Source organism: Rhodococcus sp. ACS1 (genome assembly GCF_002300155.1).
In the GTDB taxonomy this organism is placed as follows: Bacteria; Actinomycetota; Actinomycetes; order Mycobacteriales; family Mycobacteriaceae; genus Rhodococcus_F; species Rhodococcus_F koreensis.
The window spans coordinates 1,747,333-1,772,055 of the sequence record NZ_NSDZ01000004.1; the positions used below are offsets into that span (position 1 = coordinate 1,747,333).

Annotated in this window: 23 protein-coding genes; 12 read left to right on the top strand and 11 right to left on the bottom strand. The window is 68.3% G+C overall.

Features of this window, described 5'->3' with window-relative positions; genetic code table 11:
• Positions 1 to 4: 4 nt before the first annotated feature.
• From CJ179_RS20410 to CJ179_RS20425, 4 genes are read right to left on the bottom strand one after another with little or no spacing between them, the layout of a single operon-like run.
• A complete protein-coding gene (locus tag CJ179_RS20410; RefSeq protein ID WP_072940235.1) occupies positions 5 to 415 on the bottom strand; it encodes a hypothetical protein in 411 nt (136 codons plus the stop codon).
• 34 nt (positions 416 to 449) lie between these two features.
• The gene (locus CJ179_RS20415) at positions 450 to 1,262 is read right to left on the bottom strand and encodes an SDR family oxidoreductase (RefSeq protein WP_072940238.1); all 813 of its coding nucleotides are present in this window, start codon (positions 1,260 to 1,262) and stop codon (positions 450 to 452) included.
• Between the two features lie 45 nt (positions 1,263 to 1,307).
• On the bottom strand, positions 1,308 to 2,099 hold the full coding sequence (locus CJ179_RS20420; protein ID WP_072940241.1) for an SDR family NAD(P)-dependent oxidoreductase: 792 nt from the start codon (positions 2,097 to 2,099) through the stop codon (positions 1,308 to 1,310).
• A 34-nt stretch (positions 2,100 to 2,133) separates the two neighbouring features.
• A complete protein-coding gene (locus CJ179_RS20425; protein WP_072940244.1) occupies positions 2,134 to 2,910 on the bottom strand; it encodes an SDR family oxidoreductase in 777 nt (258 codons plus the stop codon).
• A 224-nt stretch (positions 2,911 to 3,134) separates the two neighbouring features.
• Between CJ179_RS20425 and CJ179_RS20430 the strand changes: the two genes are divergently transcribed.
• A complete protein-coding gene (locus tag CJ179_RS20430) occupies positions 3,135 to 4,052 on the top strand; it encodes a tyrosine-protein phosphatase (protein ID WP_072940247.1) in 918 nt (305 codons plus the stop codon).
• 2 nt (positions 4,053 to 4,054) lie between these two features.
• Here CJ179_RS20430 and CJ179_RS20435 read toward each other — a convergent pair whose 3' ends face one another.
• Positions 4,055 to 5,002: an aldo/keto reductase gene (locus CJ179_RS20435; protein WP_072940250.1), complete on the bottom strand. Its 948-nt coding sequence runs from the start codon at positions 5,000 to 5,002 to the stop codon at positions 4,055 to 4,057.
• 226 nt (positions 5,003 to 5,228) lie between these two features.
• On the opposite strand from CJ179_RS20435, the gene CJ179_RS20440 reads away from it, so the two are divergent.
• The 4 genes from CJ179_RS20440 (at position 5,229) to CJ179_RS20455 (ending at position 11,145) form a co-directional block, all read left to right on the top strand.
• Entirely contained in the window at positions 5,229 to 6,731 is a 1,503-nt protein-coding gene (locus CJ179_RS20440; protein ID WP_095862606.1) for an aldehyde dehydrogenase family protein, read from the top strand.
• 27 nt (positions 6,732 to 6,758) lie between these two features.
• A complete protein-coding gene (locus CJ179_RS20445) occupies positions 6,759 to 8,318 on the top strand; it encodes an APC family permease (protein WP_072940255.1) in 1,560 nt (519 codons plus the stop codon).
• A complete protein-coding gene (locus CJ179_RS20450; protein ID WP_095862607.1) occupies positions 8,315 to 9,871 on the top strand; it encodes a GMC family oxidoreductase in 1,557 nt (518 codons plus the stop codon). Before CJ179_RS20445 ends, CJ179_RS20450 begins: the two co-directional genes overlap by 4 nt.
• Before the next feature lie 92 nt (positions 9,872 to 9,963).
• Entirely contained in the window at positions 9,964 to 11,145 is a 1,182-nt protein-coding gene (locus CJ179_RS20455; protein WP_095862608.1) for a thiolase family protein, read from the top strand.
• A gap of 110 nt (positions 11,146 to 11,255) precedes the next feature.
• Here the strand turns inward: CJ179_RS20455 and CJ179_RS20460 are convergent, their stop codons facing one another.
• Positions 11,256 to 12,737 (bottom strand): NAD(P)/FAD-dependent oxidoreductase, encoded by a 1,482-nt coding sequence (locus CJ179_RS20460; protein ID WP_095862609.1) that lies wholly within the window; start codon positions 12,735 to 12,737, stop codon positions 11,256 to 11,258.
• Positions 12,734 to 13,669, bottom strand: a complete 936-nt coding sequence (locus tag CJ179_RS20465) for a patatin-like phospholipase family protein (RefSeq protein ID WP_095862610.1) — start codon at positions 13,667 to 13,669, stop codon at positions 12,734 to 12,736. Before CJ179_RS20465 ends, CJ179_RS20460 begins: the two co-directional genes overlap by 4 nt.
• Positions 13,670 to 13,752: 83 nt before the next feature.
• On the opposite strand from CJ179_RS20465, the gene CJ179_RS20470 reads away from it, so the two are divergent.
• Positions 13,753 to 14,358, top strand: coding sequence for a TetR/AcrR family transcriptional regulator (locus CJ179_RS20470; protein ID WP_072940269.1), 606 nt, complete (start codon positions 13,753 to 13,755; stop codon positions 14,356 to 14,358).
• 5 nt (positions 14,359 to 14,363) lie between these two features.
• Here CJ179_RS20470 and CJ179_RS20475 read toward each other — a convergent pair whose 3' ends face one another.
• From CJ179_RS20475 to CJ179_RS20485, 3 genes are all read right to left on the bottom strand, one after another.
• The gene (locus tag CJ179_RS20475) at positions 14,364 to 15,386 is read right to left on the bottom strand and encodes a magnesium transporter CorA family protein (protein ID WP_072940271.1); all 1,023 of its coding nucleotides are present in this window, start codon (positions 15,384 to 15,386) and stop codon (positions 14,364 to 14,366) included.
• Between the two features lie 37 nt (positions 15,387 to 15,423).
• Positions 15,424 to 16,626: an FAD-dependent monooxygenase gene (locus CJ179_RS20480; RefSeq protein ID WP_095862611.1), complete on the bottom strand. Its 1,203-nt coding sequence runs from the start codon at positions 16,624 to 16,626 to the stop codon at positions 15,424 to 15,426.
• A 68-nt stretch (positions 16,627 to 16,694) separates the two neighbouring features.
• On the bottom strand, positions 16,695 to 17,924 hold the full coding sequence (locus CJ179_RS20485) for an aromatic acid/H+ symport family MFS transporter (RefSeq protein WP_095862612.1): 1,230 nt from the start codon (positions 17,922 to 17,924) through the stop codon (positions 16,695 to 16,697).
• 48 nt (positions 17,925 to 17,972) lie between these two features.
• Between CJ179_RS20485 and CJ179_RS20490 the strand changes: the two genes are divergently transcribed.
• From CJ179_RS20490 to CJ179_RS20505, 4 genes are all read left to right on the top strand, one after another.
• Entirely contained in the window at positions 17,973 to 18,779 is an 807-nt protein-coding gene (locus tag CJ179_RS20490) for an IclR family transcriptional regulator (protein WP_095862613.1), read from the top strand.
• 64 nt (positions 18,780 to 18,843) lie between these two features.
• Positions 18,844 to 19,923 (top strand): cupin domain-containing protein, encoded by a 1,080-nt coding sequence (locus tag CJ179_RS20495; RefSeq protein WP_095862614.1) that lies wholly within the window; start codon positions 18,844 to 18,846, stop codon positions 19,921 to 19,923.
• A gap of 6 nt (positions 19,924 to 19,929) precedes the next feature.
• Positions 19,930 to 20,757, top strand: a complete 828-nt coding sequence (locus tag CJ179_RS20500) for a fumarylacetoacetate hydrolase family protein (RefSeq protein ID WP_072940285.1) — start codon at positions 19,930 to 19,932, stop codon at positions 20,755 to 20,757.
• Between the two features lie 11 nt (positions 20,758 to 20,768).
• Positions 20,769 to 21,482 (top strand): maleylpyruvate isomerase family mycothiol-dependent enzyme, encoded by a 714-nt coding sequence (locus tag CJ179_RS20505; RefSeq protein ID WP_072940289.1) that lies wholly within the window; start codon positions 20,769 to 20,771, stop codon positions 21,480 to 21,482.
• Positions 21,483 to 21,485: 3 nt separating this feature from the next.
• On the opposite strand, the gene CJ179_RS20510 is transcribed toward CJ179_RS20505, so the two are convergent.
• Positions 21,486 to 22,178 carry an SDR family NAD(P)-dependent oxidoreductase gene (locus tag CJ179_RS20510; protein WP_072940292.1) on the bottom strand — a complete coding sequence of 231 codons (693 nt, stop codon included), beginning with the start codon at positions 22,176 to 22,178 and terminating at the stop codon, positions 21,486 to 21,488.
• A gap of 134 nt (positions 22,179 to 22,312) precedes the next feature.
• Between CJ179_RS20510 and CJ179_RS20515 the strand changes: the two genes are divergently transcribed.
• Together CJ179_RS20515 and CJ179_RS20520 are read left to right on the top strand one after the other, a co-directional pair.
• On the top strand, positions 22,313 to 23,206 hold the full coding sequence (locus CJ179_RS20515; protein ID WP_072940294.1) for a LysR family transcriptional regulator: 894 nt from the start codon (positions 22,313 to 22,315) through the stop codon (positions 23,204 to 23,206).
• Positions 23,207 to 23,358: 152 nt separating this feature from the next.
• A complete protein-coding gene (locus CJ179_RS20520) occupies positions 23,359 to 24,723 on the top strand; it encodes an MFS transporter (protein WP_072940297.1) in 1,365 nt (454 codons plus the stop codon).

The window sequence follows — 24,723 nt, forward strand, 5'->3', positions numbered from 1 at the left end:
GGTCTCAGCTGCCCGGAATGAAACCCGGGTAGACGAAGTGCCCGGGACCTCCGCCGGGGAGCGAGGCGCCGAGCGACCCGGGGAAGTCCAGGGACAGTTTGACGAGTTTGTGGGGTTGCCCGTTCTGGTCGGCTTGCCAGCAATCGAGCAGCACGCCGTGGAATCCGGTGCAGACGATGCGGTTGGCGGTCCCGAACGGCGACGTGAGGCGGTTCGCGCTGACGAACGGATTCCAGTAGTCGAGATCGGTCGGGGTGAGGAAGTTCTGGTTGTCGAACGGCGCGAGTGGACTGGGCTCGGTGGGTATCGGCGGCCATTCGTCGGCGGCGGCCACACCGGCGCACCCGAGAACGGCGGCGGTGGCGACAGCCACGGTCGCGGTGATCTGGGCGAATCGGCGCGTAGCGGTAGTCATCTCCACCAGCCCACAGTAAACCGACGGGCGGCGCCTACGGCCGCAAACCGGGATGACGGCTGGCGAGGACGGGAACGAGGAACTTGTTCGGCGCGAGGCGTGCGAAGACGGACGCCGCCCGGTTCGCGAAACCGGGGATGGCGACCATCTGTCCCTTGTCGAGTCCGTCGATACCGGTCTTGGCCACGGATTCGGGGCTCTCCCACATGAAGCTGGGCAGCGCGGCCTCCGCGTCCTCCTTCGCGAAACCTGCCGTCTCGCCGAATCCGGTGTCCACGGGTCCGGGGCAGAGTGCGGTCGCGGTGACCCCGGTGCCTTTCAATTCCCCGGTCAGACTTTCGGTGTAGGAGAGGACGAACGCCTTGCAGGCGCCGTACCCCGCCTGGCCGGGCAGCGGTTGGAACGCCCCGGTGGACGCGACGTTGAGAATCGCTCCCCGGCGCCGGTGCACCATGCCGGGCAGGGCGCGGCTGCACAGGTCGGCGACGGCCGTCACGTCGACCTCGATCATGTTCATCTCGGCGTCCGGATCGGATGCGGCCACCGGGCCGAGCGTGGACAGGCCGGCGTTGTTCACGAGGATGTCCAGGGTCAGTCCGAGTTCGCCGACCCGGTCGAGCAGGGTCGCCCGGGTCGAGCGGTCGGAGAGGTCGGCGCCCAGCACGTGCGCCCGGCCGCCCGCGGCCCGCAGTTCGGTGGCCAATTCCTCCAACTTCTCGGCCCGGCGGGCGACGAGCACCACCTGATGGCCGCGTCGGCTGAGTTCACGGCTGAGGGCCGTGCCGATCCCGGACGAGGCTCCGGTGACGAGCGCGGTGCGATCGGCGGCAGGAGTGGGGAGGCTCATGCGTCCAACCTACGTGCCGCCGTCGCCGGCGCAAGGGTTCACCGCTCAGGCGTGGGTGCCGCCGTCGATGCGGATCTCGGTTCCGGTGACGAATGCGCCGTCGTCGGAGGCGAGCATGGCGACGACTCCGGCGACCTGCTCGGGTCCGCCCATGGCCGCGCCACCCGATTCCAGGGTGGTGGGGAGGATCGGTGACAGCTTGGAGAACAGGCCCCAATCGGCGTCGGACGGCACGTATCCGGAGGTGGCATCGGTGATTCCGGTCTTGATGCTGCCGGGGGCGACACCGACTGCGCGCAGGCCCTGCTTGCCGTATTCGAGGGCCAGCGCGTGGGTGAACGACTGGATGCCGCCCTTGCTCGCGGCGTACGCGGCCATGTAGGGATGCGCGAACGCGGCGGACGTGGAACTGAAGTTCACGACCACGCTGCGCTCGTTGCGCAGCAGCGCGGGCAAGCATTCGCGAACCATGAGGAAGGTGCCGGTGAGGTTGATCCCGATCACCTGATTCCACAGGTCCAAGGGCGTCTCGTGGGTGTGTGAGGCGCGGAGGATGCCCGCGGCGTTCACGAGCACGTCCAATCCGCCCAGGTTCTCGACGCTGCGGCTCACACCGTCGACGACGGACGTCTCGTCGCCGATGTCGATGGCGGCGACGCTGAGGCGCCCCGCCGTGCCTGCCGCTTCGGCGAGTTCCGTCGTCCGCGCGAGGCCGTCCTCGGAGACGTCGGCTGCCACGACGGTGCCGCCTTCCTCGAGCAGGCGGAGGGCGGTGGCCTGGCCGATACCCGACGCAGCGCCGGTCACCAGGATCCGCCGGTTGTCGAATCGATTCATCGTCTGTGCTCCTCGTGTGGTTCCGAATTCGATGTCATTGGCCCATGACATATTTCACGGTCGGTCCGGCGGTCCAGCCGCCGTCGACGGCCAGTTCGGCCCCGGTGACGTACGTGGCCGCGTCGGACAGCAGGAATCCGACGGCGCCGGCGATCTCCTCGGGTACCCCGACCCTTGCCATGGGGGTGTTCGGGTAGTTGCCCTCGCCCTGCTGGATTCCGAGACCCGCGGTCATCGGGGTGTACGTCATGCCGGGGTGGACGGAGTTGACGCGGATCCGGTCGGTGCCCAGTTCCACGGCGGCGATCTTCGTGAGCCCGCGCACGCCCCACTTGGATGCGCCGTAGCCGGCGGTCAGGGCGAGTCCCATCAGCCCGGCGGCCGAGGAGATGTTGACGATCGATCCGCCGCCGGCGGCGCGCATCGGGCCGATGACGGCCTGCAGGCCGTTGAACACGCCGGTCAGGTTGATGTCGAGGACCGTCCGGAAGTGTTCGAGCGGTTCGTGCTCGATGTACTGGCCGGTGGAGATGCCCGCATTGTTGACGAGGCCGTCGACGCGTCCGAAGTCGCTCGTCGCCACGTCGACCGCGGCCTGCCACTGCTGCGGGTCGGTGACGTCGAGGTGGCAGTACCGCGCCCGGTCACCCAGCTTGTCGACCGTCGCGCGGCCGTCGTCGTCGAGGACGTCACCGACGACGACGCTGCCGCCCTCGTCGACGATGCGCTGGGCGAAGGCTGCGCCGAGCCCCCGCGCCGCCCCGGTCACGATCACAACCTTCCCCGCCAGTTGCTGTGCGGTCTCGGTCATCTCAGCTCACATCCTCGTCGTCGAAAAGTCACGTTCGTCGGGCACCTCGGCTGCCGACGGCCCGAGTCTGCTGTGGTCGGCCTCCGCGGGAAACGGGTTCTCCCGGTGATCGGAACAACTCGTAGCCACGGGAAACGCCGGACCACTGTGATGTGGATTACCCGCTGACGTTCCGGACATGCCGGATGAGCGGATCTCCCCGACAGACCATCGAAAGGCTTCCCATGTCTCGACGTGTCACTTCCACCGCCGCGGTGCTGATCACCGGCAGCGTCCTGTTCGCGGGCCTCGGCGCGCCGGCGCTCGCGTCGGCGGACCCGTTCTCGCTGCCCGGAATCAGCCTCCCGGATTTCGGTTCGTCCGATTTCGGGAGCGCGGGCCCGGTCGTCGAGACGCCGCGACTGGCGTCGGTCGACAACTTCCGCGACGTCGGGGGATCGGGCCGGGGGTATGCGACCCCCCGCGGGGGACACGTCACGCGGGGGCTGTTCTACCGTTCGAACGCGCTGGTTCCGAGCGATCAGGATCTCGCCGTCCTCACCGGGCTCGGGCTGACCGCGGTGTACGACGTGCGGACCGTCGAAGAGGTGGCGGCGAAACCCGACCGGCTCCCGGCCGGGCCGCGGTATCAGGGTATCCCGATCCTGTCGGGTGACCTGGGTGCCGCTGTCGCGCAGTTGAAGTCGCCCGCCGACGCCGTCGCGTTCATGCAGCAGATGAACCGCAGCTTCGTCGACGACGCGGCGACCCGGGCCGGGTTCGCGCAACTCCTGACGTCACTGGCCGACACCGACGGACCGCAGATCTTCCACTGCACCGCGGGCAAGGATCGCACCGGCTGGGCGTCCGCGCTGCTGCTCTCCATCGCCGGCGTTTCGCAGGACACGATCTTCGACGACTATCTGCTCACCAACGAATACACCGCGGCGTCGATGAAGGTCACGTACGACCAGATCGCCGCCAGCCGCGGCGAGGCGGTGGCGAAGATCTACCAGCCGCTGCTGGGTGTGGACCGCAGCTACCTCGAGGCCGGGCTCGGCCGGCTCGCGGAGCAGTACGGCACGGTCGACCGGTACCTCACCGACGGGCTGGGTCTGAGTTCGGCGACGGTCGACCGGCTCCGGAGCAAGCTGCTGGGCTGAGGTCAGGCCCCGATCGCGTCCGAGAGGGTCGTGAGCCGGCTGATCTCGGACGCGGTCAGCGTCACGGTCGGGGCGTCGAGCAGGGCGGGAAGCTGTTCGAGGCGGCTCGCGCTCGCGATCGGTGCGGTGATGCCGGGCCGGGTGAGGAGCCACGCGAGCGCGATGGTGGAGATCTCGGCGGAGTGCGTTTCGGCGATCTCGGCCAGGGCGTCGACGACGGCGAGGCCGGACTCGGAGAAGTAGCGGGTGGCCATCCGCTGGCGAGGCTGACCGTCCAGGTCGGCCTGGGTGCGGTACTTGCCCGCGAGGAAACCCGCCGCGAGCGAGTAGTACGGGAAGACGCCGAGGCCGTTCTCGGTGGCGATCGCGGCCACCTCGGGCTCGTAGTCGTGGCGGTGCACCAGGTTGTAATGCGGCTGCAGCGCGATCGGCGCGGCGAAACCGTGCTCGGCAGTCAGCGACAGCCACTCGCGGATGCGCTCGGGTGAGTAGTTGGAGATGGCGACATGCCGGACGAGTCCGTCGCGGACCAGTTTGTCGAATGCGCCGAGGGTGTCCACGAGGGGCGTGTCGGCGTCGTCGAAGTGTGCGTAGTACACGTCGATGTAGTCGGTGTGCAGCCGCTTCAGGGACGCCTCCGCCGCTGCCCGCACGTTGGCGGGGGCCAGTCCCTTGAACTCCGGGTGCTGGCTGACCTTGGTGGCGATCACGATGTGGTCCCGGTTGCGGCGGGACGCCATCCAATTGCCGAGGACGGTCTCGGACTCGCCGCCGGAGTTGCCGTCGGCGAACGCCGAGTACGAGTCCGCCGTGTCGACGAAGTTGCCGCCGCCCGCGGCGAACGCGTCGAGGATGTCGAACGATGTCGGTTCGTCACTGGTCCAGCCGAAGGTGTTGCCACCGAGGGCCAGGGGAAAGATGTCCAGATCCGAGTTGCCGATCGCGACCACGGGTGCTCCGTTTCTAGGTGTGTCCTGTCCGGGAATGTGCGAAGAGTTCGCCTGACGACGCTATCGCAGCCGCTAGGCGCACGCGCGTCCGGCTACCGGACACACCCTTCCCGGTCGCGGATTCCCAGGCGAATCGGACATGTGTCGGGCGAACCCCGCCCACCGCGACTCCGACGGCATACCGTGGAGGGGGTGCGTTCGTTCCGGCGAGACACGGAGTTGAGTGATGCGGGACCAGTCGATCGATGACCTTCTGAACACGGGCCTGTTCGTCGACGGGCGGTGGATCCGCTCCAGCTCCGGCGAGACCCGGGACTGCATCAATCCGGCCGACGGGTCGGTGGTCGCCACCGTCGACGAAGCCTCCCCGGACGACGCCGCCCGCGCTGTCGCCGCGGCCCGCGCAGCGTTCGACGAGGGCACCTGGCCGCACACGCCGGTCGCCGAGCGCACCGCCATCGTCGCGCGGATCGCCGATCTGCTCGAACGCGACAAGGAGACCTTGGCGCGCATCGAGACGCTCGATACCGGAAAGACATTGGAGGAGAGCAGGATCGACATCGACGACGTGGTGTCGGTGTTCCGGTACTACGCGCAACTCGCCGCGGTCGAGGCGGACCGTCTGGTGGACGTCGGCCGTCCCGACGTGATCAGCCGGGTGGTGCGCGAGCCGATCGGTGTGTGCGTGCTCATCGCACCGTGGAACTACCCTCTCCTGCAGATCTCGTGGAAGGTGGCGCCCGCACTGGCGGCCGGGTGCACGATGGTCCTCAAACCGAGCGAGGTGACCCCGCTCAGCACCATCGCGTTCACCGCGCTGATCGCCGAAGCCGGTGTTCCGGCCGGGGTGGTGAACCTCGTGCAGGGCAGCGGCGCCGTCCTGGGCGCCGCCCTCACGGGAACCCCCGACGTCGACTTCATCTCTTTCACCGGCGGGCTGGCCACCGGACGCGTCATCCTCGAGACCGCGGCGAAGAACGTCACCAAGGTGGCCGTGGAACTCGGTGGCAAGAATCCGCACATCGTCTTCGCCGACGCCGACGGAGACGACTCCGTCGACCAGGTGCTCACAGGAGTGTTCCTGCACTCCGGTCAGGTGTGCTCGGCGGGAACCCGCCTGATCATCGAGGAATCCATCGCCGACCGGTTCGTGGCCGCGCTCGCCGCCCGGGCGGAGAAGATCCGGATGGGCAACGGTCTCGACCCGGCGAGCCGAACGGGTCCGCTGGTATCCGAGGCCCACCGGGAGAAGGTCGAAAAGTACGTGGAACTCGGACGCTCCGAGGGCGCCCGGCTGGTGACCGGGGGAGCCCGGCCGTCGGGTCCCGCGTTGGCGAACGGGAGTTTCTACCTGCCCACCATCTTCGACCACTGCGACCGCACCATGCGCCTCGTGCAGGAGGAGACGTTCGGGCCGATCCTCACCGTCGAGCGTTTCACCACCGAAGAGGAGGCGCTGCGACTGGGCAACGACACCGAGTACGGCCTCGCCGCGGGCGTCCGGACCGCCGACAGCGCCCGGGGCGAGCGCATGGTGCGGGGCCTGCGCCACGGAACGGTGTGGCTCAACGACTTCGGCTACTACACCGCGGCCGCCGAGTGGGGCGGCTTCAAGATGTCGGGGAACGGGCGCGAACTCGGCCCCGCCGGTCTGGCGGAATACCAGGAGACCAAACACATCTGGCACAACACCTCGCCCACGGCGGCGGGGTGGTTCGACAACGGCTAGTCCGGCGCACGGAGAGGCGAGAGAACGATGGCTACTCGGCACGGAGCAGTGGGTGACGGAGATGAGCCGGGGGACAGTGGACTCGGCGAACTCGGGTACAAACAAGAATTGGACCGCAGTCTGGGCAAGTTCGCCAGTTTCGCGGCGGGAGTCAGCTACATCTCGATTCTCACCGGCACGTTCCAGTTGTTCTATTTCGGGTTCGGCACGGCGGGGCCGGCGTATCTGTGGTCGTGGCCGATGGTGTTCGTCGGGCAGATGGCCGTCGCCCTGTGCTTCATGGAACTCGCGGCCAAGTATCCCGTCGCCGGCTCGGTCTACAACTGGGCCAAGCTGCTCGGCAGCAGGATCGTGGGCTGGTCGTCGGGCTGGCTGATGCTCACCGCGTCGATCGTGACCCTCTCCGCGGTCGTGCTTGCGCTGCAACTCAACCTGCCGCGGTTGTGGAGCGGTTTCCAGATCGTCGGCGACGGCAGCGGTGAGTACGACTTCGCGACCAACGCCGTCATTCTCGGCACCATCATGATCGCGTTCACCACGGCGGTCAACGCATTCGGCGTCAAGCTGATGGCCCTCATCAACAGCACCGGCGTGTTCGTCGAATTGATCGCCGCGGTCCTCATTGCCGTCATCCTCGCCGCCAACATCACCCGCGGCCCGGAGGTGTTCTTCTCCACCCACGGGTACGGCGCCGGGGAGGCCGGCGGGTATCTGACCGTCTTCCTCGTGGCATCCCTCGCGTCCGGGTACGTGATGTACGGCTTCGACACCGCGAGTTCGCTCGGCGAGGAAACCGTCGACCCGCGGCGGACGGCACCCAAGGCGATCCTGCGGGCGATCCTCGCGTCCTTCGTGATCGGCGGGGCGATCCTGGTGTTCGCCGTCATGGCGGCCCCCGACCTCGACGATCCGCTGATCGGCAGCAGCGAGGGCGGCCTGCAGTACATCGTCGAGCAGGTGATGTGGGGACCGCTCGGCAAGATCTTCCTGGTCTGCATCGTCGTCGCGGTGACCGTGTGTTCGCTCGCCGTGCACGCCGCGGCCATCCGGCTCACGTTCGCGATGGCCCGCGACAACGCCCTGCCCTTCGGGGAGCGGCTGGCGCACGTCAACCCGAAGCATCAGACGCCGGTGGTCCCGGCCATCGTCATCGGTCTGCTCGCGGCGTTCATCCTCGTCATCAACATCGGTCAGCCGCAGATCTTCACGGTGCTGACGTCGATCGCGATCATCATGATCTACCTGGCGTACCTCATGGTCACCGGTCCGCTGCTGAAGAAACGACTGCAGGGGCAGTGGCCGCCGAAGGAACTCGCCGAGAGCGGCTACTTCACGATGGGCCGCTGGGGGCTTCCGGTGAACATCTTCGCCGTGCTGTGGGGCGTGGGAATGGCGCTCAACCTGGCGTGGCCACGCCCCGAGGTCTACGGAACCCCCTGGTACAACACGTGGGGTGCGTTCGTCTACATCGGCATCATCCTCGGGCTCGGCCTCCTCTGGTACGCGGTGAAGGGCCGCAACCACATCGGCTGCCTCGCCTCGCACGCGGCGACGACGAAGGACGAGGCGGAGAGTGAACTGCCATGACGGACACCGTGTTCGACTACGTGATCGCCGGCGGAGGAACCGCGGGATGCGTGCTCGCCGCCCGGCTCAGCGAGGACCCGTCGGTGACCGTGTGCCTCGTGGAGGCGGGGCCGTCCGACGTCGGTGACCGCAACATCCTCGAGTTGTCGCAGTGGATGCACCTGCTCGACTCCGGATACGACTGGGACTACCCGGTCGAGCCGCAGGAGCGGGGCAACAGCTTCATGCGGCACGCCAGGGCCAAGGTGCTCGGCGGCTGCTCGTCGCACAATTCGTGTATCGCGTTCTGGCCACCCGCCGAGACGCTCGACGACTGGGCGGAAGCCGGTGCGACGGGCTGGGGCGCAAAGGACGTGTTACCGCTCGTCGCGCGGGTGGAGAACAACGACGCCCCCGGCGACCAGCACGGCCGCAGCGGTCCCGTGCGGTTGCGTGACGTCCCCCCGAAGGACCCCTGCGGCGTCGCCCTGCTCGAGGCTGCGGCGAAGGTCGGGCTGCCGACCGTGCAGTTCAACCGCGGCACGAGCGTCCTCGACGGCGCGGGGTGGTTCCAGATCAACGCGTCCGAGGACGGCACCCGCATGTCGTCGTCGCACGCCTACCTGCACCCGATTCTCGGATCCCGGCCCAACCTCGACGTGCGCACCGACTGCTGGGTCGCCGAGATCGTCATCGACGATGAGATGGCGGCGACCGGGGTGCGCTACCAGCGTCCCGACCTCTCCGGATACGACACCGTCTCGGCGCGCCGCGAGGTGATCGTCACCGCCGGGGCCATCGACACCCCGAAACTGCTGATGCTCTCGGGTATCGGCCCCACGGTGCACCTGCGTGAGATGGGCGTGCACGTCCGGGTCGACGCCCCCGGCGTGGGGCAGAACCTCGACGATCACGTCGAGGGCCTCGTGTTCTGGGAGGCGTCCCGGCCGATGGTCACCGAGTCGACGCAGTGGTGGGAGATCGGACTGTTCGCCACCACCGAGGAGGGGCTCAATCATCCGGACCTGATGATGCACTACGGCAGCGTGCCGTTCGACATGAACACCCTTCGATGGGGCTACCCCACCACGGACAACGGTTTCTGCCTCACCCCGAACGTCACGCAGGGACTCTCCCGCGGAACGGTGCGGCTCCGCTCCCGCGACTTCCGGGATCGTCCGCGAGTGGACCCCCGGTATTTCACCGACCCCGACGGTCACGACGAGGCCGTGATGCTCGCCGGGTTCCGGCTGGCGCGCCGCATCGCCGAGCAGGAACCGCTCCGGGGCTGGATCAGGAGGGAACTGGCTCCCGGGCCGGAGGCGGAGACCGACGACGAACTGATCGACTACGCGCACCGCACCCACAACACGGTGTATCACCCCGCCGGGACCGCCCGGATGGGTGCGGCCACCGACCCGGCGGCCGTCCTCGACCCGGAGTTGCGGGTGAAGGGGGTGCGCAATCTGCGGGTGGTGGATGCGTCCGCCATGCCGAAACTGCCGTACGTCAACCCCAACATCACGGTCATGACGATGGCCGAGAAGTGCGCCGATCTGATTCGCGGACGCTGACCCGGTGACGTGCGGGAGGCCCTGCGTGAACCGCCAGGTACTTTGAAGTCCTACTATCTCCCCGTACTGGCAGAGAGACGGAAGGGCACGTCATGAATTCTCCCGAACCGATCGTCGTAGTCGACGGCGCGAGGACCCCGATCGGCAGCTTCGGTGGTGCGTTCAAGGACGTGCCCGCCCACGAACTGGGTGCCACCGCCGTCAAGGCGGCACTGGATCGTGCCGGGGTGCCGGGTGCGGACATCGACGAGGTGGTGATGGGCTGCATCGGTCAGGTCGGGCCGGACGCCTACAACGCCCGCCGCGTCGCCCTCGCCGCCGGACTTCCGGAGAAGACGCCGGCGTACACCGTCAACCGGCTGTGCGGGTCCGGCCTGCAGGCGGTGTGGTCGGCGGCGCAGCAGATGCGGTGGGGTGGGGTGAACTTCGCCCTCGCCGGCGGCGACGAGAGCATGTCGCGGATGCCGTTCTACGACTTCTCGGCGCGCTCCGGGTACAAGCTCGGTGACCGCGCACTGGTGGACGGCACGGTCGCGATTCTGACCGACCCGTTCGGTGGGGTGCACATGGGCCGCACCGCCGAGGCCGTGGCCCGCACGTACGACGTGAGCCGGGAGCAGCAGGACGAGTTCGCCGTCGAATCCCAGCGCCGCGCCGCCACCGACGCCGCGCGGGCGGCGTTCGCGGAGGAGATCACCCCGGTGCAGATCGGGGGCCGGCGTCCCCAGACGGTCGAGGTCGACGAGCACCCCAAGCCCGACACCACCCTCGAGACCTTGGCGAAGTTGCGGCCGGCGTTCGAGGAGGGCGGGTCGGTGACCGCGGGGAATGCGTCGGGGATCAACGACGGCGCCGCGGCGCTGGTGCTGGCCACCGAGTCCGCCGCCCGGGAGAGGGGCCTGACCGGGCTGGTCACGCTGGAGGCGGTCGCGACGGCGGCGATGGACCCGGCGCTGATGGGATACGCCCCCGTGCTGGCGTTGCAGAATCTGTTCGAGCAGACCGGGACCACCCCGGGTGATATCGATGTGATCGAGTTGAACGAGGCGTTCGCGTCGCAGGCGGTCGCGGTGATCCGGGACGCGAAGCTCAGCCCGGAGAAGACCAACCCGTACGGTGGGGCGATCGCGTTGGGTCACCCGGTCGGGGCGACCGGGGCGATCCTGAGTCTGCGGATCGCGAAGGACATGGTGCGCCGCGACCTCGAACTGGGCATCGTCACCATGTGCATCGGCGGCGGCCAGGCCCTCGCCGCCCTCTTCAAGCGCATCTGACCCCGCATGTGAGTGGCAAAGCGTGCCCGCACACGCTTTGCCACTCACGTCAGGTGACGACGCCCGCGTGCAGAAGATCGATGCGGGCGAGAACGAGGTGATGAAGGGAATTATCGCGAAGTCGCTGTAGCCGTCGCCGGCTCACGCGACACGTCGTACGCCGCCTCGTCGAACCGGCCGAGTCGCTGCCGCATGCGGTCGGTCGACCACGGCCAGTTGAAGCTGTTGCGGCCGTTGACGTCGAGGAAGTAGCTCTGGCAGCCACCGGCGTTGTAGACGGTGGTGGCCAGGGCTTCCTGGACCTGGGCGTTGAACGCGTCCTGCACGTCCCGGCGCGGTTCCATCCTGGTCCATCCGTTGCTTCGGGCCGCGGTGACGGCCTGGATCAGGTATTCGAGTTGTGCCTCGAGGATCATGAACGCCGACGTGTGGCCGGTGCCCAGGGCCGGTCCGAGGAGGACGAACGCATTGGGGAAGCCCGCGACGGTCGTGCCGAGGTACGCCTGCGGGCTGCCCTTCCAGTGGTCGTCGAGGCTGCGGCCCTCGCCGTCGAACACCTTGGACCCGATGGGCATGTCGAGGATGTGGAAGCCGGTGCCGAAGATGATGGCGTCCACTTCCCGTTCGGCGCCGTCGCTGCCGACGACGACGTTGCCGCGCACCGCTTGCACGGCGGTGGCGTGCACCTCGACGTTGGGGCGGGTGAGTGCGGGATAGTACGTGTTGGACAGCAGCAGCCGCTTGCATCCGAGCGTGTAGTCGGGCGTCAACGCCTTGCGCAGCTTCGGATCCCGCACCTGGGTACGCAGTTGCGCCTTGCCGACCTGCTGGATCACCCGCAGGATCCACGGGTGCCGGAAGCCGAGCCCGAGAGATTCCATGATCGCGTACTCGAGGCGTCGCAACGCGCGGATCGCGCCCGGTACGCGGCGCAGGATCGTGCGCTCGACGCCGGGCAGGGAGTGGTCGGGTTTCGGCAGCACCCATTGCGCGGTCCGCTGATACAGATGGAGTTCCCCGACCTTCGGCTGGATGGCCGGGACGAATTGCACCGCGGACGCACCGGTTCCGACGACCGCCACGCGTTTGCCTGCGAGGTCGTAGTCGTGATTCCAGCGGGAGGAATGGAAGACCTCGCCGGTGAATGTGTCGAGACCGGGAATCGCGGGAACGAGCGGTTCGTTCCACGGCCCGGCGGCGGCGATGACGGCGTTCGCGGTGAACGTGCCCGCGGACGTGTCCACCGTCCAGCGCCTCGTCTGCTCGCTCCACTCGGCGCGCTGCATCTCGGTTCCGAACTTCACGTGGGCGGGTACCCCGTGATCGGTGGCGGTGCGCTCGATGTACCGGCGGATCTCCTCCTGCCCGGCGAACAACCGCGACCACTCCCGGTTCGGTGCGAACGAATAGGAGTACAGGGCCGAGGGGACGTCGCACGCGCAGCCCGGGTAGGTGTTGTCGCGCCACGTCCCGCCCAGCGCGTCCCCCTTCTCGAGAACGGCGAAGTTGTCGATCCCGCTCTGCTTCAGGCGGATGGCGGCCCCGATGCCGGAGATCCCGGCACCGACGATGAGGATGTCGTAGTGGTTCATGCGCGGACTCCGTTCGCGAGCTGGGCTCGGGTGGTGACGAGGGAATGTTCGAGGGTGGCGAGCCGGCGCCGGCCGTCCATGAAGTTCGGGCCCATGACGGCGAGGTCCTCGGCGGTCGCGTCGAGCCGGAGCACCCGCGTACCGGCCGCCTCCAGCCTCGCGACTTCGGCGTCCAGGCCCGCACTCATCCAGTTCCGCAGCATCCGGCGTTCGATGCGGGCCGCCCGGCGGCCGGGGATGCGGCCGGTCGATGCCATCGGTGCCAGCACGATCACCTCGTCGAGTGCGAGGGGGAGCGCGAGGTCGGCGGATGCGGTGGACGCCGCCCCGCCGTCGACGAACCGGCGGGGCCCGATGGGGACCGGGGGAAACCAGCCGGGAATCGCCCACGACGCCCGCAGCGCTTCGGACAGGGTCGCGGCCGGTGCGCCGGGTGAGCCGAATGCGACGCGTTCGCCCGTGTCGTAGTCCATGCTCACCAGCCATGTCGCCGGGTGGCGAACCCAGCCGGGCGCGCCCGTGAACCGCTGTGCGAGCCGGTCGAGCCAGGCGGTGTCGCCGCGGCCGCGGGGAAGGAGTCCGCTCGCGGCGGTGACGGGCGGCAGTCCGCGGCGCAGCAGGCCGGGCGAACCGAGGCCTGGCGCCGGGAGCGGCGGGAACCGTCCCGGTGCGGCGGCGAGATGCCCGTCGAGCGCCGGATGCGTGGCCCCACCGAGTTGCATCGCGAGCAGTTCGTCGACGCCGGCGCCGCCGCCCAGCATGGTGACGAGTTCGGCGCCCGCGGACGTGCCCACGAGCACGTCGGCGTCGCGTGGATCCCATCCCAGGGCGTCGCTCACGGCGACCAGGGCCGCCACCGTCCAGGCTGCGCCGAGCGTGCCGCCGCAACCGAGCACCAGCCCGCGGCTGATTTGTGTGTCACTCGAAGTCATACCTAGGAAGCTATCAGAAACCAGATACCGGCGGTATATGAAAAGTAGAATATTCTCGCAGGGGCTTCGGAGAAAGGGTGAGCATGGCGCGATTGACCAGGTCGGAGAGTCAGGCGCGGACGCGGGCGCATCTCGTCGCGACCGCGCGCGACCTCTTCCTCGCCGACGGGTACGCGGCCACCTCACTCGAGAAAGTCGCCGACGAGGCCGGCTACTCCAAGGGCGCGGTGTACTCCAACTTCAAGAACAAGAAGGAACTGTGCCTCGAGGTGCTCGGGCTCATCCACGCCACCAAGGGGCAGGAGATCGCGGAGGCGCTCGGCGGCGGCGAGACGATGGAGGAGCGACTCGAGGCGTTCCAGGCCTGGGCGGAGAAGACGCTCGGCGACGTCGGATGGACCATGCTGGAATTCGAACTGATCGTGCTGTCCCGTCACGACCCCGAACTCCGCGACGCCCTCACCGCCACCCTCGGTGTCGCGCGGGAGATCACGGTCACGCTGCTGAAATCGTTCACCGACTCACTCGGGGTCGTCCTGCCCGTGCCCGCGCAGGACGCGGCCAGCAGCATCCTCAGTCTCGGTGTCGGACTGGGCATTCAGCGCGCCATCGATCCCACCATCTCGGCCAGGGTGGTCACCGACAACCTCCGGGTGCTGCTGGCCGTGTCGCAGCCGAGCGAACTCTAGATCCGTCAGAGCCAGTCGCGCCGTCGGAACAAGACATACAGCAGGCTCGCGGACGTCACGATCACGACGGTGCTGACGATCGTCCCCGACACCTGCCCGACCCCAGGGAACAGGACGTTCTGACCGAACCACCCCGTCACCGCGGTGGGGACCGCGATGATGGCCGCCCAGCCGGTGAGCTTCTTCATGACGGTGTTGAGCCGGGCGTCCTGCAGCGACAGATTCGTCTCGAACACGGTCACCACCATGTCACGCAACGACTCCGTCCACTCGGCCGCACGCGTCACATGGTCGTAGAGGTCGGTGTACAAGCTGTCGAGAACCGGCGACCGATCGTGTTCGGATTCGGCGCGCCCCCGGATGACGGCGCCCACCACCTCCCGCATCGGCAGCACGACGCGACGCAGTTGCACCAATTCCTTCCGCAACCGGTACGTGCGCTGCTGAATCTCCTTGGTCCGCGCGGACTCGTCGAACAGTCCCTCCTCGAGCGCTTCGATCGCGTCGTCGATCGTCTCGATCGTCTCGAACTGGCCGTCCACGACGGCGTCGAGCAGGCCGTGCAGGAGCGCGAGTGCGCCCGAACCCGGTGTGAGCAGCGCGGGGTCCTCCTCCCAGCGCTCCACCACCTGCGACATGTCGAACCGGTCGTCCCGCCGCACCGTGATGATCCCGTTCGACAGTACGAACGCCGAGACGCGGCTGAGCCGAAGCCGTGAGTCGAGGACTCCGAGCGTGCTGACGTCGTCGGCGTCGAACCAGGTTGCGTACGCGGTCACGAATGCGTGGCCGGCGTAACGCGTCGCCTTCGGTCGCTCACCGCGGGCGACGGCATCCTCGATGGCGTTCGGATCGAGGAGCAATTCGTTCGCCAACTCGGTCAGGCACTCGTGGTCGGGGTCGCACAGATCGACCCACACGAGCGCGTTCTCGTCCCGCACCTTCTCGGACACGTCGGCAAGCGGAAAGTCCTTGCCCACGCACTCGCCATCACGCCACACACGGGTTCGCACCAGGTTGAGGGTCACTCACCCAGTCTGCCGAACCCTCGGGGCGGGGAGGCGATTATGACGTGCGATCGGACGAGTAACCCCACAGCCAGTCGGTGTACTTGTAGCTCGACGTGTCCCGGGTGCGGAACAGTTCGTTGCGTGCGATGCGGGCGGTGCCGTCGAGGTGCCACAACTCGCCCCACATGCGTCCGGTGGTGAGGATGCGATTGCAGCGCGGTGCGCGTTCGGTGTTGACCTCCTTCAGGATCTGCGGCCACGCGGAGTTGCCACCACCGGCGGAGAAGTCCTCGTCGGCATAGTCGGCCAGGCACTTCGCATCCTCGATCGCCATCACCGCTCCCGACGCCAGGTACTGCAGCGGGGGGTGCGCGGCGTCGCCGAGCAGGATCATCCGCCCGTCCACCCAGTTCTCGATGGGCTCGCGGTCGTACATCGGCCACCAGCGGTCCTTCCACAGGTAGTCGATACCGCGGCGGACGTTCTCGTGGCAGTGCGCATAGGCCTGCTCGAGTTCCTCGGGGCCGCCCCAGTTCTCGACCCCGTTCTTGTAGCCGGGCGATTCGAACACCGCGACCTGGTTGAGCATCTGCCCGCCGCGCAGCGGGTACTGGATGAAGTGGCATCCCGGTCCGATGTACCCGACCACGTCCTCGATGTCCTCGTCGAGGTCGACCTCGGCGTACGGCGTGGTGCCGCGGTAGGCGGCGTAGCCGGACGACACCGGTTCGTCGTCCGAGATCTTCGCCCGCAGGCGGGATTTGAGGCCGTCCATGCCGAGGGCGATGTCGGCCTCGTGGGTGCGGCCGTCGTCGGTGCTCACGTGCACCCGGTCGCCGTCGGTGACCACGTCGGAGACGGTGACGCCCGTGTGCAGTTCGGCGCCCGCCGCCCGCGCGGCGTCGACGAGCGTCGCGTGCAGGTCGCTTCGGTGGGTCACGAAGTACGGTCCGCCGTAGCGGGCCCGGAACTCGGCGCCGAGGTCGATCTTGGTGAGCACCTCCGCGGTGATCGCGTCGCGGAACACGATGTTCTTGGGCAGGAAGGCTCGGGAGAGAACGTCGTCGAGCACGCCCCAGGAGGCGAGGATGCGGGCGCCGTGCGGCCCGACCTGCAGTCCGGCGCCGACCTCACCGAATTCGGTGGCCCGTTCGAACAGCGTGACGTTCGCGCCCTTCCTGGCGAGGGCGAGGGCGTTGGCCGCGCCGCCGATCCCGCCTCCGGCGATGATGATGCGTGCGTCCTGCAGGTTCGACATGACAGTTCCTTCGTTTCGAGCGTTCGGGGCAGGTGAGTGGCAAAGCGTGCCGGGGCACACGGCGGCACTCACGTGGGGGAGGGGAAGCGGCGCCAGATCACGGTGAGCAGCAGTGCGGCGACGAGCGCGCTGACGCCGAAGAGGATGAAGTTGGAATCCGCGCCGAGCCCGGCGGCCAGCAGCAAGCCGCCGATCTGCGGTGCCGCGACGGCCCCGACACGGCCGACGCCGAGCGCCCAGCCGAGGGCCGTGCCGCGCAGATAATCCGGATAGTGGGATGCGACCGCGGCGATGACGAGGCACTGGGTTCCGTGGGTCCCGACGCCGGCGAGGACGAAGATGACGTAGACCAGCGCGACCGGCGGGCTCGTCAGCAACGACAGCAGCGCGAGGCCCGCGAGGAGCGCGGCGACGATGCTGGTGGGGATCGTGCCGAACCGGACGCCGCCCCAGGCGGTGACGAACGAGCCCGCGACGGCGCCGAGGTTGAGCGCGAGGGCGAACGTGAGCGCGCTGCCGAGGTCGGTGCCCTCGCCCTGCATGAGTTTGGGCAGCCACGTGCCGAGGCCGTACCAGGCGAGCAGGGTGACCATCGTGGCGAGCGCGAACATGATGCTGACGGAACGGAATCGGGTACCGAGCAGTGCGCTGAAGCCGGTGGCCGGCCGCACCTCCGTCGACGTCACCGCCGCAGTGTGGTCGGGCAGCGTCCTCCACGCGATCGGCACCAGCAGGATCAGTGGGACGAGCGCGAACGCGAACATCGGCTGCCAGCCCCAGTTCGGGATGACGGGGATGCCGAGCAGTGCCGCGATCGAGCCGCCGATGGGAACCCCGGACATCATCATCGTGGCCACCGCGGCGCGCCACTTCGCGGGGACCAGTTCTGCGGCAAGCGCATTGGACGTCGGAACCAGGCCGCCCAGGCCGAGCCCGGCGATCAGACGCAACGCGCCGAACATGACGGGTCCGGTCGCCAGCGCGCACAGCGCGGTGAACACCGACAGGACGATCGCGCAGCCGATCACCGCCCGCTTGCGTCCCACGACGTCGGAGAGGCGGCCCGCGAGCACGGCGCCGATCATCATCCCGAGGAACGCGAGACTGCCGAGAGTGCCCGCGGTCGCGGCGCTGATGCCCCATTCGTTCTGGAGGCTCGGGATGACGTTGCCGTAGACGATGAGGTCGTAGCCGTCGAAGACCACGAAGAGCCAGCAGACGACGACGGCGATCGTGGCGGTGCGGTCCAGTCCGACGCGGTTCGTCGTCGGCGCCGCGGTGGTGGCGGTGAGGGGCATGAATCGAGGGTGATGCGGCGCACAGCACCCGTGCAATAAAGTTCTGCTGTGCAGAAAAAGAAGACCATCGAGAAGCCGGCGTACATGTTGGAGTCCGTCGACAACGCGCTGCGCCTGCTGCAGATGCTGCGCGACGTCGGAGCGCTGCGGATCAAGGACGCCGCCGAGGAACTCGGCATCGCACCGTCGACCGCGCATCGGCTGATGGCGATGCTGGTGTACCGGGGGTTCGCTGTTCAGGGCGAGAAACGCCGGTACCACCCCGGGGCGGCGATGGGGGCCGGCCCGGCGCAGCGGGGGTGGACCCGAGAATTCAACGACCTCTGCCGGCCCCACATGGAGGCGCTCGCGATCCTGTGCGGCGAGACCGTCAACCTCGTGATCCGCGTCGGCACCCAGGCCCGCTTCCTGTCGTCCGCCGAGTCGGCGGGAATCTTGCGGGTCGGCGACCGCCAGGGGCAGGTCCTCGACGCGGAATTGACTGCAGGAGGACGGATTCTGCTGGCGGAGCTACCGAGGGACACCCTCGCGCAGCTGTACCTGCGGCCCGCGGATCTGGCCGACGACGAACGCGAGTGGGGCGACCGCCGTCTGCCTGCCGACGAGTTCGAGCAGTTCTACCGGGAACTGTCCGCCGCCCGCGCCGTCGGGTTCGCCGTCAACGTGCAGCAGACCGAGGAAGGCGTCGCCGCATTCGGTGTCGCCATCCGGAACCGGGCCCGAACCGCCGTCGGAGCGCTGACCGTGGCCGTGCCGATCACCCGCTTCCGTCAGCACTCGCAGGGCCCGCTGGTGTCGCAGATCAAGAACGCGATCCGCGAACTCGAGGTGGACATCGCGGACCTCGAACCCTGACCGATGATTCTGCACACAAGAATTTTGTATCGACGGGGCGGCAGGCACTCCTAGCGTCGATGACATGACCGCTACCGAACCGCACGTCGACGACGACCCGGAGCTGAAGCAGCTCTACCAAGATTTCGAGAGCGAACACCTGAATCCGTTGTGGACTCAGCTCGGCGATCTGATGCCGATGACGCCGACGTCGCGGGCGGTGCCGTTCGTGTGGAAGTGGTCGACGCTGTACCCGTTGGCGCAGCGGGCCGGGGACCTGGTGCCGGTCGGCCGGGGCGGGGAGCGGCGGGCGATCGCCCTGGCCAACCCCGGTTTGGGCGGGGTTCCGTACGTGACGCCGACGCTGTGGGCGGCGATCCAGTACCTGGGCCCGAAGGAGGTGGCCCCCGAGCACCGGCACGCGCAGAACGCATTCCGCTTCGTCGTCGAGGGCGAGGGGGTGTGGACGGTCGTCAACGGGGACCCGGTCGCGATGCGACGCGGCGACTTCCTGCTCACCCCGGGCTGGCATTTCCACGGCCACCACAACGAGACCGATCAGCCGATGGCCTGGATCGACGGCCTCGACATCCCGTTCGTGCACTACACCGACACCGGGTTCTTCGAATTCGGGTCCGAGAACGTCACCGACGATTCCACCCCGGACGTGTCCCGCTCGGAGCGGTTGTGGGCGCATCCGGGACTGCGACCGCTGGTCGGGTTGGACGCGAAGACGTCGTCGCCGATCGCGGCGTACCGGTGGGAGCACACCGACGCCGCGCTGCGCGAGCAGCTGGCACTCGAGGACGAGGGCTACGCGGCGACCACCGAACCCGGTCACGCCGCGGTCCGCTACACCAACCCGACCACCGGCGGCGACGTGATGCCCACCATCCGGGCCGAGTTCCACCGCCTGCGCGCCGGCGCCCGCACCAGGCCCCGCCGCGACGTCGGATCGACCGTCTACCAGGTGTTCGAGGGGTCCGGCCGGTTCGTCCTCGGCGGGCAGACCCGCACCGTCGGCAAGGGCGACATGGTGGTGGTCCCGTCCTGGACGGAGTGGTCGATCGAGGCCGGCACCGAGTTCGACCTGTTCGCGTTCTCCGACGCCCCCATCGTCGAGCGCCTGCACTTTCATCGCACGTACATTTCCGAAGGAGCCTGAAATCTCATGAAGCTTGCCACCCTGCGCCGCGCCGGTGCGACCGTCGCCGTCCGTGTCGATTCCGACACCGCCGCCACCGTCATCGACGGCTACCCGGATCTGTCCGTGCTGTTGAACGACCCGGACTGGAAGTCGATCGCGGAGAACGCGTCCGGGGACACCGTGAATCTCGACGACGCCGATTACGCCCCGGTGGTCCCGAATCCGGGGAAGATCATCTGCGTCGGGTTGAACTACGCCAACCACATCCAGGAGATGGGCCGGGAGCTGCCCGAGTTCCCGACCCTGTTCGCGAAGTTCCGGGAGGCGCTGACCGGCCCGTACGACGACGTGATCGTCCCCGCCTACGCCGCCGCCCAGCTGGACTGGGAAGGGGAGTTGGCGTTCGTCGTCGGCAGGCAGGCATACCAGGTGTCCGAGTCGGACGCCGAGCAGTATATCGCCGGGTACTCGGTGATGAACGATTACACGATGCGCGACTACCAGTACCGGACGCTGCAGTGGGATCAGGGCAAGACGTTCGAGAAGACCAGCGGTTTCGGGCCGTTCCTGACGACCACCGACTCCTACACGTTCGGCGGCGCACTCGTCACGAAGCTCGACGGGCAGGTCGTGCAGACCACCACCACCGACGATCTGGTGTTCACCCCGGCGAAGCTGGTGGAGTACATCTCGCACATCGTGACGCTGCAGCCGGGTGATGTGGTGATCACCGGAACCCCGGGCGGCGTCGGGCACGCCCGCAAGCCCGGTCTCTACATTCAGGACGGGCAGACGGTCGAGGTCACCATCGAGGGCCTCGGTTCGGTGCGTAACAAGACGATCGTCAAGTAAGGACGCACCCAGTGGGTTTACACGACCTTCCCCTGGCCGAGCGGCTGCTGGTCGCGCGCCGCGGCACGGCGTATTTCGCGCAGCGTCTTGCCGAGCTGACCGATGAGCAACTGCACGAGCCGACGGCGCTGTCCGGGTGGTCGCGTGCGCACCTGGTGGCGCACGTCGGCTACAACGCGGCCGCGTTGTGCCGGCTGCTGGAGTGGGCGGCCACCGGGATCGAGACCCCGATGTATGCGTCGCCGGAGCAGCGGGGGCGGGAGATCGCCGAGGGCGCCACCCTGTCGGCGGCGGCGTTGCGGAACCTGTTCGACCACACCGTCGCCCGGTTGGACGAGAAGTGGCGGAACCTGCCGGACTCGGCGTGGGAGGCGCAGGTGCGGACCGCGCAGGGCCGTACGGTGCCGGTGTCGGAGACGGCGTGGATGCGTACCCGGGAGGTGTGGATCCATGCCGTGGACCTGGGGAACGGTGGCCGGTTCGGCGACTTCCCCGACGTCGTGCTGGAGTCGCTGCTCACCGACATCACCGGCATGTGGCGTCGCAAGGACCTCGGCGCGGGCCTCGTGCTCACGGTCGACGGCTGTGAACCGGTTGCGGTGCAGCCGGATTCGGCACCCGCCGGCAAGGTGTCCGGCCCTCTCGCCGCAGTGGTGCGGTGGGCCGCCGGCCGCGGCGCGGTCGGGCTCGGCCCGGACATCCCCGAGCCGCCGCACTGGTTGTGAGCGCTAGTACGACGCCCGGCCACCGCTGGCGTCGTAGACGGCACCGGTCGAGAAACTGAGCGCCTCCGAGCACAGCCATGCGACGAGTTCGGCGATCTCCTCGGGCCGTCCCATCCGGGCCATCGGGGTGAGACTCTGCGAGCGCGCGAGGATCGCCGGGTCGGTGCCGGCGTTCATCGGGCTCTCCACCGCCGCCGGGGCGACCACATTGGCGAGGACGCCGGTCGTCGCGACCTCCTTGCCGAGCGATTTCGTCAACGCGATCACCGCTGCCTTGGACGCCGAGTAGGCGCTCTGCCCGGGATTACCATCCTTGGCCGCGATGCTCGCCATGTTCACGACCCGTCCCCAGCCGGCGTCGGTCATGGCGGGCACGAACGCGCGGCACACGAGGAACGTCCCCTCGACGTTGATGCGGAACGTGCGGCGCCAGTCCTCGAGTTCGACGTCGACCAGTGGCGCCGACGGTCCCACCACACCGGCGCTGTTGACGAGGATGTCGACGCGGCCGAGGCGTGCGGCGAGGTTCTCGACGGCGTCGGCATCGGTGACGTCGAGGCGCTCGTCGGCCCCGGCGGCGACGTCCGCGGTGACGACGCGGACCCCGGCGCCGGCGAGGCGTTTCGCGCACGCCGCACCGATTCCGCTCGCGCCGCCGGTGACGAGCGCGGTCGCGCCCTCGGGATACGTGACCATGGTGGTTTCTCCTCGCGACTGTGTGCGCATTAGTCTTGTTCTATGTGCGAAATCGGAATGATCTATTTCGCACTGTGTACGAATTGGAATATATGGGCTGAGCCACACTCGTCAAACTCGCCGAAGGGAATCCGATGGAGATTCGCTGGCTGCAGGCGTTCGTCGCCGTCGCCGAAGAACTGCATTTCGGCCGGGCCGCCGCGCGACTCCAGATGGCGCAGTCGCCGCTGAGTCAGACGGTGCGCAAACTCGAGAAGGACATCGGCGTGCCGTTGTTCGAGCGGAGCACCCGCAGCGTCGCGCTCACGTCGGCGGGCCACACGTTCCTGCCACACGCCTACCGCATTCTCGAGAGCGTCGACATCGCGCGTCAGGCCACCCGCGCGTCCGCCGGGGGTGTGTACGGCCGCATCAAGATCGGCTTCACCGGTGTGCTCAACCATCTGTCTCTGCCGCCGCTCACCCGCGCGCTCCGGCAACGCTACCCCGACATCGAACTCACCCTCGTCGGGCGAATCATGACCCGCGACGCCATCACCCAACTGGACAGTGGTGCACTCGATCTCGCGTTCGTCGGGCTTCCCGTCGAGACGGCATCGGTGTCGACGCGGCTGATCCGCCGGGAGCCGTTCGGTGCTGTGCTGCCCGCGGATCACCCGCTCGCGTCGGAGTCGGAGATCGACCTGCGCGACCTCGCCGAGGACGGGTTCGTGACGACGCCGCTGTCGGCCGGTTCGGCGTTGCAGGAGGTGGCGATGCGCGCCTGCGTCGATGCGGGGTTCCGTCCCCGCGTCGTTCAGGAGATCACCGACCCGTACATGATCCTGATGCTGGTGGCGACGGGTGTCGGCGTGGCGCTGATGACGTCGGGCATCGCCGCGATCACGCCCCCGGGCACGGTGTTCGTTCCCCTCACCGGCGAGCCCATTTACATGAACCACGGCCTCGCCTGGTCGCCCCGTCGTGTCTCCGACGCGCTCCGGGTGGCGCTCGCGGTGTCGGAGGAGATCCTGCCGACTCCCGATTAGGACGTTTTCGATCTATATCTAAGACTTTTTTTGCGCTGGACTGCGCATAGTCCGCCATGACACGCTCGTCACGGTCCGGAACTTCGTGTGAGGTGAGTCACCTCCGAAGAACGCCTCGCGGCGACACCGGATCCTGGGACGAAAGGAACACCATGGCAAGCACGTCTACACGCGACACCGGGGGACAACCGAACGAGAACGCCCGCCGGGCCGCCGTCTCGGGATTCCTCGGCAGCACGCTCGAGTACTACGACTTCTTCATCTACGGGTCCGCGGCAGCGCTCGTCTTCCCGAAGATCTTCTTCCCCGGCGGAGGAGCGACGGCGACGTTGCTGTCGATCGGCACGCTCGGCGTCGCGTACATCGCGCGTCCGCTCGGCGCCGTGCTGTGGGGGCACCTCGGCGATCGATACGGCCGCAAGAATTCCCTACTGGCCTGCCTGCTCCTCATGGGCATCGCGACGGTCGTCGTCGGCTGCCTTCCCACGTACGAGCAGATCGGAATGGCCGCGCCCATCATCCTGGTGCTCCTGCGGTTGCTGCAGGGCCTGTCCGCGGGCGGAGAATCTCCCGGATCTTCCGCGTTGACCCTCGAGCACGCGCCCGACGGTCGCCGCGCATTCTTCACCTCCTTCACCATGAGCGGCATCATGTTCGGCATCGTCATCTCGAGTCTGGTGTTCATTCCCGTGGCGGCCCTGCCGGACGACGCGCTCTACTCGTGGGGCTGGCGGGTGCCGTTCCTGCTGAGCATCGTCGTGACGGGCGTCGCGGTCTGGCTGCGTCGCAAGCTCGACGAGCCGGAAGTCTTCGAGGAGCTGAAGGAACAGGACGACACGGCAGGCATTCCCGTCGTCGAGATGTTCCGCTCGCACTGGCGCACCGTGATCCGCATCAGCCTCAGCGCGACATTCGCGATGATCAACACGATCGTCAACGTCTTCGCGCTGGCGTACGCCGTGCAGGTCGCCGGGCTCGAACGCTCCACCATGCTGTGGGCGATCGCCACCGCCAATTTCGTCGCGGTGCTCACCCAGCCACTGTTCGGCATCCTCGCCGACCGGATCGGCCGCAAGCCGGTGTTCGTGACGGGCGCCGTCGGCGCCGCAGGCATGGTGTTCGTGTTCTTCCACGCCATCGGAACCGGCAGTGCGCCCATGGTGTTCGCGGCCGGCATCGTCCTGATCGGCCTGTTCTACGCGATGCCCAACGGCGTGTACCCGGCGTACTTCCCCGAGCAGTTCCCTGCCAAGGTCCGGTACACCGGAATGGCCGTGAGCCTCATGCTCGGACTGCTGGTCGCCGGTTTCACTCCGGCCATCGCGCAGTGGCTGTCGGCGGGCGACACCGCGAACTGGACGCCGGTCGCCTGGATGTGCCTGGGCTTCGCCCTGCTGTCCTCGGCCGCCGCGCTCACCGGTCCCGAGACCTACCGCACCCCCACCGAGCAGTTGGGCGAACCCGACGCGACGACGGCCGGCACGCGGGAGCAGGCGCTCGTCCGCAACGACGCCTGA

Excerpts from the sequence above, each read along its gene's own strand:
- CJ179_RS20470 (WP_072940269.1), top strand. The coding sequence starts at position 13,753 with ATGGCGCGATTGACCAGGTCGGAGAGTCAGGCGCGGACGCGGGCGCAT.
- CJ179_RS20460 (WP_095862609.1), bottom strand. The coding sequence starts at position 12,737 with ATGAACCACTACGACATCCTCATCGTCGGTGCCGGGATCTCCGGCATC.
- CJ179_RS20410 (WP_072940235.1), bottom strand. The coding sequence starts at position 415 with ATGACTACCGCTACGCGCCGATTCGCCCAGATCACCGCGACCGTGGCT.
- CJ179_RS20515 (WP_072940294.1), top strand. The coding sequence starts at position 22,313 with ATGGAGATTCGCTGGCTGCAGGCGTTCGTCGCCGTCGCCGAAGAACTG.
- CJ179_RS20445 (WP_072940255.1), top strand. The coding sequence starts at position 6,759 with ATGGCTACTCGGCACGGAGCAGTGGGTGACGGAGATGAGCCGGGGGAC.
- CJ179_RS20450 (WP_095862607.1), top strand. The coding sequence starts at position 8,315 with ATGACGGACACCGTGTTCGACTACGTGATCGCCGGCGGAGGAACCGCG.
- CJ179_RS20510 (WP_072940292.1), bottom strand. The coding sequence starts at position 22,178 with ATGGTCACGTATCCCGAGGGCGCGACCGCGCTCGTCACCGGCGGCGCG.
- CJ179_RS20430 (WP_072940247.1), top strand. The coding sequence starts at position 3,135 with ATGTCTCGACGTGTCACTTCCACCGCCGCGGTGCTGATCACCGGCAGC.
- CJ179_RS20495 (WP_095862614.1), top strand. The coding sequence starts at position 18,844 with ATGACCGCTACCGAACCGCACGTCGACGACGACCCGGAGCTGAAGCAG.
- CJ179_RS20415 (WP_072940238.1), bottom strand. The coding sequence starts at position 1,262 with ATGAGCCTCCCCACTCCTGCCGCCGATCGCACCGCGCTCGTCACCGGA.
- CJ179_RS20485 (WP_095862612.1), bottom strand. The coding sequence starts at position 17,924 with ATGCCCCTCACCGCCACCACCGCGGCGCCGACGACGAACCGCGTCGGA.
- CJ179_RS20500 (WP_072940285.1), top strand. The coding sequence starts at position 19,930 with ATGAAGCTTGCCACCCTGCGCCGCGCCGGTGCGACCGTCGCCGTCCGT.
- CJ179_RS20520 (WP_072940297.1), top strand. The coding sequence starts at position 23,359 with ATGGCAAGCACGTCTACACGCGACACCGGGGGACAACCGAACGAGAAC.
- CJ179_RS20425 (WP_072940244.1), bottom strand. The coding sequence starts at position 2,910 with ATGACCGAGACCGCACAGCAACTGGCGGGGAAGGTTGTGATCGTGACC.
- CJ179_RS20480 (WP_095862611.1), bottom strand. The coding sequence starts at position 16,626 with ATGTCGAACCTGCAGGACGCACGCATCATCATCGCCGGAGGCGGGATC.
- CJ179_RS20455 (WP_095862608.1), top strand. The coding sequence starts at position 9,964 with ATGAATTCTCCCGAACCGATCGTCGTAGTCGACGGCGCGAGGACCCCG.
- CJ179_RS20465 (WP_095862610.1), bottom strand. The coding sequence starts at position 13,669 with ATGACTTCGAGTGACACACAAATCAGCCGCGGGCTGGTGCTCGGTTGC.
- CJ179_RS20420 (WP_072940241.1), bottom strand. The coding sequence starts at position 2,099 with ATGAATCGATTCGACAACCGGCGGATCCTGGTGACCGGCGCTGCGTCG.
- CJ179_RS20440 (WP_095862606.1), top strand. The coding sequence starts at position 5,229 with ATGCGGGACCAGTCGATCGATGACCTTCTGAACACGGGCCTGTTCGTC.